The sequence below is a fragment of the Algoriphagus sp. AK58 genome (assembly GCF_014324365.1).
In the GTDB taxonomy this organism is placed as follows: domain Bacteria; phylum Bacteroidota; class Bacteroidia; order Cytophagales; family Cyclobacteriaceae; genus Algoriphagus.
In genome coordinates this window covers 289,983-297,829 of record NZ_QEIG01000007.1, presented here as the reverse complement: position 1 = coordinate 297,829, position 7,847 = coordinate 289,983, and the positions used below count along the sequence as shown (strand labels likewise).

4 protein-coding genes and 1 pseudogene are annotated in these 7,847 nt (G+C 44.5%); 2 read left to right on the top strand and 3 right to left on the bottom strand.

Annotated features, from left to right (window positions below; all coding sequences use genetic code 11):
* Window positions 1-50 precede the first annotated feature (50 nt).
* From DDT91_RS06880 to rplU, 3 genes are all read right to left on the bottom strand, one after another.
* On the bottom strand, window positions 51-3,113 hold the full coding sequence (locus tag DDT91_RS06880) for a glycosyl hydrolase (protein ID WP_187175408.1): 3,063 nt from the start codon (window positions 3,111-3,113) through the stop codon (window positions 51-53).
* Between the two features lie 152 nt (window positions 3,114-3,265).
* Complete coding sequence (rpmA, locus tag DDT91_RS06875; RefSeq protein ID WP_187175407.1) at window positions 3,266-3,526, bottom strand: 50S ribosomal protein L27; 261 nt, start codon at window positions 3,524-3,526, stop codon at window positions 3,266-3,268.
* A gap of 35 nt (window positions 3,527-3,561) precedes the next feature.
* Window positions 3,562-3,873, bottom strand: a complete 312-nt coding sequence (rplU, locus tag DDT91_RS06870; RefSeq protein ID WP_187175406.1) for a 50S ribosomal protein L21 — start codon at window positions 3,871-3,873, stop codon at window positions 3,562-3,564.
* 584 nt (window positions 3,874-4,457) lie between these two features.
* Here rplU and DDT91_RS06865 point away from each other — a divergent pair.
* Window positions 4,458-5,438 carry a ribonucleoside-diphosphate reductase small subunit gene (locus tag DDT91_RS06865; protein ID WP_187175416.1) on the top strand — a complete coding sequence of 327 codons (981 nt, stop codon included), beginning with the start codon at window positions 4,458-4,460 and terminating at the stop codon, window positions 5,436-5,438.
* Window positions 5,439-5,484: 46 nt separating this feature from the next.
* Window positions 5,485-7,789, top strand: a pseudogene (locus DDT91_RS06860) (ribonucleoside-diphosphate reductase subunit alpha).
* Window positions 7,790-7,847 lie beyond the last annotated feature (58 nt).

The window sequence follows — 7,847 nt, the reverse complement described above, 5'->3', positions numbered from 1 at the left end:
GGTCTGATTATCAAAAAAAGGCCTCCAGAGTTTTCTGAAGGCCTTTTGCATTACTTCTTGATTTCCAACTTGGTTTTCATTTCCTCAATATTGAGGAGTCTTGAAATCTGCTCCCGCTCCAGTTTTCGGAATCGAGCGAGCTGCACATCTATTTGCTCGGTCAGCTCTTTTCTCACCGCTTCTGACTGATCGGTTGGCTTGTAATCTCCATTACCGACCACACTGCTCAAGTGAGCCAGCTTATTATTGAGCCTGATTGGATAGTTTAGCGGATCCTGACCACTTCGATTTTTGGTCTGATAGAGCGTCTCCTCAATTTCCTGCATTTCAGCTTTGATGGCTTCCAGATTGTCAGGTTTGGTAGAAAGTGAATCCAACTCGGATCGATACGCCCGAATCAACTTTATGGTCTGATGGGTTTCGGTGATTTTATCCCGAACAGCCAAAAGGAAATTGTATTGTTCTTCCAATTCTGCCTGAGTGGATTCATAGCGAGGATCTGCCAATACCTTGAAGCTTTGTTCTTGCGCTTGGCCATCCACCGTCATTTTCACTTTGTAGGTTCCCGGAACTACTTTAGGACCGCGGAGGTTGGCGGCCCACATGATGAGTCCGTCGAAGCCTTCGGCATTTTCCGCTCTCAGGTTCCAATTGAATTCACCCGCACCTTCTTTGACTTTCAAAGTATCTCCATTCACCCCTTTGGTAGAGAACCAGCGGATACGTTCATTTTTCTCATTGAAGAATTCGATTTTCAATTCCTCCTTGGGCTTTTCCTTCAGGAAATAATAGACCAACACTCCACCCGGACGGTTAGAACCATTGGTCAGGCTGCTTCGCTTCACCCCATCTATTCGGTATGAATCCTGCGGCTTGTAGAGGTGGAAGGCCTTATTTGCAATTCCCGGCTCAGCCTGATGGAGTACAGTCAGATCATCAATGATCCAGAACGAACGGCCCTGAGTCGCTGCGATGAGGTTATTTTCCTTGATAGTCAGATCAGTGATCGGAACGATCGGCAGATTCAATTGAAGTGAATGCCAGCTAGCCCCATCGTCTTTGGAATAATACATGCCTGTTTCCGTTCCTGCATAGAGCATACCCTTTTTCACAGGATCAGCTCGCACCACTCGGGTAAAGTGCTCTGCATCGATACCTGAAACGATCTTGGTCCAGGTTTTTCCATAATCCTTCGTTTTGTAGAGGTAAGGGGCATAGTTACCGCCCTTGTAGCCGGTCGCTGCAAAATACGCCTCCCCAGCTTCGAATGGACTGGCCTCGATCGAATTGATCTGAAGCCACTCCGGCATATCTTTCGGAGTTACGTTTTGCCAGGTTTTTCCATTATCCACAGTTACATGCACCAATCCGTCATCCGAACCCGCCCAAATGACACCTTGCTTTACAGGAGACTCCGCTGCAGTAAAGATGGTTGCATAATATTCCACCGAAGTATTGTCTTTGGTAATCGGACCACCGGAAGGACCTAGTTTACTCTTGTCATTTCGAGTCAGGTCAGGAGAAAAAACCTCCCAGCTTTGGCCTTCATTGGTCGAGCGGTGAAACTGATTACTGGTAGTGTACAGCAGCTTTGGGTTATGTGGGGAAAAGAAAATCGGGAAGTTCCACTGGAACCGGTACTTCATGCCCTCAGCCCCATGGCCCATCGGATTGTCAGGCCATACATTGACGGTTCGGGAAGTTCCGTTGCGGTGATTTTCTCGGGTCAAGAGGCCACCATACGAACCTCCATACACGATGTCATTATCCAAAGGATCAGGAGCAATCCAGCCCGATTCACCACCTGCTGTAGGCTCCCAATCGGCCTCGGTAATCGCTCCACCGTCATTTCGGTGACGGATTCGGACCGTGGAATTATCCTGCTGCGCACCATAGATCCGATAAGGGAAGCTATTGTCCGTAGTCACTCGATAAAACTGAGAAGTCGGCTGATTCATATAAGTGGACCAAGTTGCCCCACCGTCTTCGGAAACTTGCGCTCCGCCATCATCGGCAATAATCATTCGCTGATTGTTGGTTGGATCGATCCAGAGATCATGGTGATCTCCGTGAGGAGCTTCGAAGTTTTTGAAGGTCTTTCCACCATCTGTGGACTTATGGTAATCCACGTTAAGCACATAAAGGGTCTCCTCGTCTTGAGTATCTGCATAGATTCGGGAATAGTACCACGCACGCTGACGCAGGTTTCGGTCTTCATTTACCCGTTCCCAGGTTTGGCCTGCATCTTTGGAGGTAAATACACCACCGTTGTCATTCTCGATAATGGCGTAAAGTCGGTTGGAGTTTTTCGGAGAAACGGTAACTCCCATGATACCAAGCAGACCTTTGGGGAAAGTAGCTTTGGCAGAAAGCTCATCCCAAGTTTTACCCCCATCGATGGATTTAAACATTTTGGAACCGGGTCCACCGCTTTCAAGACTATAAGGAGTACGTTTCAATTCCCAAGTGGTCGCATAGATCACTTCGGGATTATTAGGATCCAAAATCAGATCTACCGCACCGGAAACGTCATTTACGAACAGAACTTGTTGCCAAGTAGCACCACCATCAGTAGTCTTGTAAACGCCACGGGTAGCATCAGGCTTGAAAATATCGCCTAGGACTGCGGCATAGACCACGTTTGGATTGGATGGATGAATGCGAAGACGAGAGACGAATCGACTTTTATCCAGACCTGCTCGAGACCAGGTCTTTCCTGCATCAGCGCTTTTCCAAATTCCGTAACCGAAAGAAACATTGCCTCGAACGGTTTTTTCACCACCTCCGGCATAGACTATTGAAGTATCGCTTTCCGCTACGGCTACTGCTCCCATTGAGCCCCCGAAAAAACCGTCAGAGACAGATTTCCAGGTTTGTCCGGCATTGGTGGTTTTCCAGATTCCTCCGCCTGTGGAAGCGAAATAGTAGGTTTTGTCACTTCCCTTGACGCCTGTGACACCATCCGCCCTACCTCCTCGGAAAGGCCCAATGAGTCTCCACTGTACTGCATCGTATACTTTGGGATCAGGAACCTGCTGGGCAGACAATGAATTGCCAAGCAGCAGCAAGATCAGGAGTAGGCCTGACCAGGCTCTTTTGAAATTTGTATTCATGTAAGGTCTTGTTGATTGGGTTTCAATTTAAAAGTTAGCTGATTGAATCAAATATTTATTTCAAATAATGATAAAGGGCGAAGAAAAGTAGGGTAAAGGCAAAAAAAAACCCCTTCCTTAGAAGAGGTTTTGATACTTTCAGTAAGTAGTGCTTAAGCCTGAGAAGGAACGATGTGAACGTAAGATCTACCATCAGCTTTGGTTTTGAAAGCAACCACACCGTCTGTCAATGCAAACAAGGTATGATCTTTTCCAACACCTACATTAAGACCTGCATGATGCTTAGTACCTCTTTGTCTTACGATGATGTTACCTGCGATAACTGCTTCACCGCCAAATTTTTTCACACCCAATCTTTTGGAATGTGACTCACGACCGTTTTTGGAACTACCTACACCTTTTTTGTGTGCCATGGTTTTATTCGTTTATGATTTCCTAGGGGAAAATCTTAGAGTGAAATATTTTCGATCAATACTTTGGTGAAGTCTTGTCTGTGACCGTTCTTCTTTTTGTAGCCTTTTCTACGCTTCTTTTTGAAGACAATCACTTTGTCACCTTTTACATGATCCAGGATTTTCCCGGACACCTTGGCTCCGGCAATAACGGGAGCACCTACAGATACAGTGCCATTGGCTTCTGCCAAGAGGACCTGATCAAATTCGACGGAAGCGCCAGCTTCGCCTGCCAACTTAGGGGCATAGACGTACTGATCTTTTGTTACTTTGAACTGCTTTCCTGCGATGTTAACAATTGCGTACATGAGAATTGATTTATCGAAATCGGAGTGCAAATATAGAGAAGGAAAATTGAACAAAAAAACTTTCCTTAAATTTCAACTGAGGGCACCATACCTTACTCTTGTGAGATAAATTTGAAAGTCGAAGATAAAAGCCGAAGCCTTACGATTTTTTCCAAAAATTCAATACCAATTTTGATGATTTCTCGATAGCACTAAAAGCAAATGCCTGAGAACCAAATTAAAAAAATCTCTGGATAAGTCGATTATTTTCTGACCCCTAGTCAAAATTTGATTCAAAAATCACTGTGGAAAACTTTTTTCAAAATGTTGAAAATTATTCCAAATGGCCAAAAACGCCCAAAAGATTGATTTTTTAATTTAAATAAACGAATACAATCAATTGATTTAAAGCAATTAATGATTTTTTTGACTATTGGTCATTTTTTGCCTTATTCCGGCTTTTTGCCAATTTTTTTTTATGATTTTCCATCACATATTTGTTCAAAGGCTGTTTTCTAAAAGGCAGCCTTTCCTATCACCAGCCAAACAGAAGACAAGTTTAAAGGCCCTAACCATTTTACTTGAACAAAAAAACAGAGAGAGCGATGCAGCAAGAGCCCATTTTACAGGAGAACAAAAACAGATTCGTATTATTCCCGATTCAGCATGCCGACATTTGGCAGTATTATAAAAAGGCTGAAGCGAGCTTTTGGACAGCGGAGGAGATTGATTTGAGCCAGGATTTGACGGACTGGAAAAATCTTAATGATGGGGAAAGACATTTTATATCTCATGTATTGGCGTTTTTTGCTGCTTCAGATGGTATTGTCAATGAAAACTTGGCGGAGCATTTTGTCGCAGAAGTCCAGTACACGGAAGCCAAGTTTTTCTATGGGTTTCAGATCGCCATGGAAAACATACATTCGGAAACCTACTCGCTCCTCATTGACACGTATATAAAAGACGCAGTAGAAAGAGACCGTTTGCTCAATGCCATCGAACATATCGATTGTGTCAAAAAGAAAGCAGATTGGGCTCTTCGCTGGATTGATAACGGAAATTTTCAAGAAAGGCTGATTGCTTTCGCCGCTGTGGAAGGGATTTTCTTCTCCGGCTCCTTCTGCTCCATTTTCTGGTTGAAGAAAAGAGGCTTGATGCCAGGTCTGACCTTCTCCAATGAATTGATTTCACGGGATGAGGGACTACACTGTGACTTTGCTTGCCACCTTTACACCAAGCACGTAGTCAATCAACTCCCAAAAGAAACGGTGAGGCAAATTATCATGGATGCTGTAGCCATTGAAAAAGAATTTGTCACTGACGCGCTTCCTGTCAGATTGATCGGGATGAATGCTGATCTGATGTGCCAATACATCGAATTCGTAGCGGACCGACTATTGATGGAATTGGGCTGTGAAAAAGTATGGAACAGCACCAATCCATTTGATTTCATGGATATGATTTCCCTTCAGGGAAAAACCAACTTCTTTGAAAAGAGAGTTGGAGACTATCAAAAAGCCGGGGTGATGAAATCCACCGAGCCTGCTGAAAGTTCTGCACGATTCTCCATAGAGGAGGATTTCTGATACCCATTCACTTTTCCACCACAACCCATCCTAAAATCGCCTGAGTATGTTAGTAATCAAAAGAGACGGAAGAAGAGAATCAGTAAGATTCGACAAAATCACTGCAAGGATCGAGAATCTTTGCTACGAACTGGATCCAAAATTTATCCAGCCCATTGAAGTTGCCAAAAAGGTAATTGATGGACTGTATGACGGAGTAAGCACCTCCGAACTGGACAACCTTGCAGCCGAGGTTTGCGCTTCTCTTACGGTCAGACATCCGGATTATGCCATCCTAGCGGCCCGAATTGCTATCTCCAATCTTCATAAGACGACCAGTCAGTCTTTCTCCAATACCATGAAAAGACTGTATACCTATCGATTACAAGAGAGACTTTGGCTATGATTACTTTGGATATAAAACCCTTGAAAGAAGCTATTTGATCCGATTGGATGGTAAAGTGGTGGAAAGACCTCAACACATGCTCATGCGAGTGGCAGTGGGAATTCACCGGGAAGACATCGATGCTGCCGTCGAAACTTACAATCTTCTTTCCGAAAAGTGGTTTACACACGCCACTCCTACTCTCTTCAACGCGGGCACACCTAAACCTCAGCTTTCTTCCTGCTTCCTTCTTACCATGAAGGATGACAGCATCGATGGAATCTACGATACACTCAAGCAGTGCGCCAAGATCTCTCAATCTGCAGGAGGTATCGGACTTTCTATTCATCATATACGAGCTAAAGGAAGCTATATCAAAGGCACCAATGGAGTTTCTAACGGTATCGTGCCCATGCTCCGTAACTTTGACATGACTGCCAGATATGTGGATCAGGGCGGTGGAAAAAGAAAGGGAAGTTTTGCAATCTACCTTGAGCCATGGCATGCCGACATTAAAGATTTCCTTGAATTGAAGCGAAACCATGGCAAGGAAGAGATGCGGGCCAGAGACTTGTTCTATGCACTTTGGATCCCAGATCTTTTCATGAAGAGAGTCGAGAAAAACGAAGAATGGTCACTCTTCTGCCCCAATGAAGCCCCGGGATTATCAGATTGCCACGGAGAAGAATTTGAAAGACTTTACGAAAAGTACGAACGCGAAGGAAAAGCCAGAGAGACCATCAAAGCTCAAGAACTTTGGTTTGAAATCCTCGAATCTCAGATCGAGACTGGTACCCCTTATATGCTTTACAAGGATGCTGCCAACGGTAAGTCAAACCAGAAAAATCTGGGGACTATAAAGTCCTCCAACCTTTGTACAGAGATCATTGAATACACTGCTCCAGATGAGGTTGCAGTATGTAACCTTGCCTCTATAGCATTACCAAAATTCGTGACAACCGGGCCTGACGGAAAGCTATTTTTCGACCATAACAAGCTGTACGAAATCACCAAAGTAGCTACCAAAAACCTAAACAAAGTAATTGACATCAATTACTACCCAGTAGAGGAAGCACGAAGATCCAACTTCAGACACAGACCCATCGGATTGGGAGTTCAGGGCTTGGCTGATGCATTCATTATGTTGAGAATGCCTTTTGACTCAGTGGAGGCAAGAGGACTAAACGAGGACATCTTCGAAACCATCTACTATGCTGCCGTAGAGACTTCCATGGAACTCGCCAAAACTCAAGGAACTTACGAAACCTATGAAGGCAGCCCAGCCTCCAAGGGTATCCTTCAGTTTGACATGTGGGGTGTAACTCCAAAGTCTGGCCGTTGGAACTGGAGTGACTTGAAAGAAAAGGTGAAAAAGTATGGCATGAGAAATTCTCTTTTGGTAGCACCAATGCCAACCGCTTCTACTTCTCAAATCCTTGGCAACAACGAGTGCTTTGAGCCATACACATCCAATCTTTACACCAGAAGAACCCTCTCCGGTGAGTTTATCATGGTGAACAAACATTTGATGAAAGATTTGATCGAATTGGGTCTTTGGAATGACACCATGAGAAATCGTCTGATCGCTACCAACGGTTCGGTACAAAACGTGCCAGGCATCCCACAAAACATCAAGGACCTCTATAAGACTGTTTGGGAAATATCTCAGAAGGTAATCATTGACATGGCCGCGGATAGAGGTGCATACATTTGCCAGTCTCAAAGTATGAACATCTTCATGCAGGATCCAAACTTTGGCAAGCTTACCTCCATGCACTTCTACGCATGGAAAAAAGGACTCAAGACAGGCATGTACTACCTGAGATCGCAGGCTGCTGCAGCCGCTATTAAGTTTACTCTTGATAAGTCAGCTCTTGAGCCAAAGGTGGAAAAGGCAGTAGAAACCGAAAGCATCAAGAATCAAAAACAAGATGCCATCGCATGCTCTTTGGATAATCCGGAAGGGTGCGAGATGTGCGGAAGCTAAATTAATTTTCTAGAGTTCGTAAAATGGAGAAAAGGCGTTTGATGGTATCAAGCGCTTT

What these genes read in the sequence shown, in the direction of transcription:
- DDT91_RS06880 (WP_187175408.1), bottom strand. Translation starts at nt 3,113, where the DNA reads ATGAATACAAATTTCAAAAGAGCCTGGTCAGGCCTACTCCTGATCTTG.
- DDT91_RS06865 (WP_187175416.1), top strand. Translation starts at nt 4,458, where the DNA reads ATGCAGCAAGAGCCCATTTTACAGGAGAACAAAAACAGATTCGTATTA.
- rplU (WP_187175406.1), bottom strand. Translation starts at nt 3,873, where the DNA reads ATGTACGCAATTGTTAACATCGCAGGAAAGCAGTTCAAAGTAACAAAA.
- rpmA (WP_187175407.1), bottom strand. Translation starts at nt 3,526, where the DNA reads ATGGCACACAAAAAAGGTGTAGGTAGTTCCAAAAACGGTCGTGAGTCA.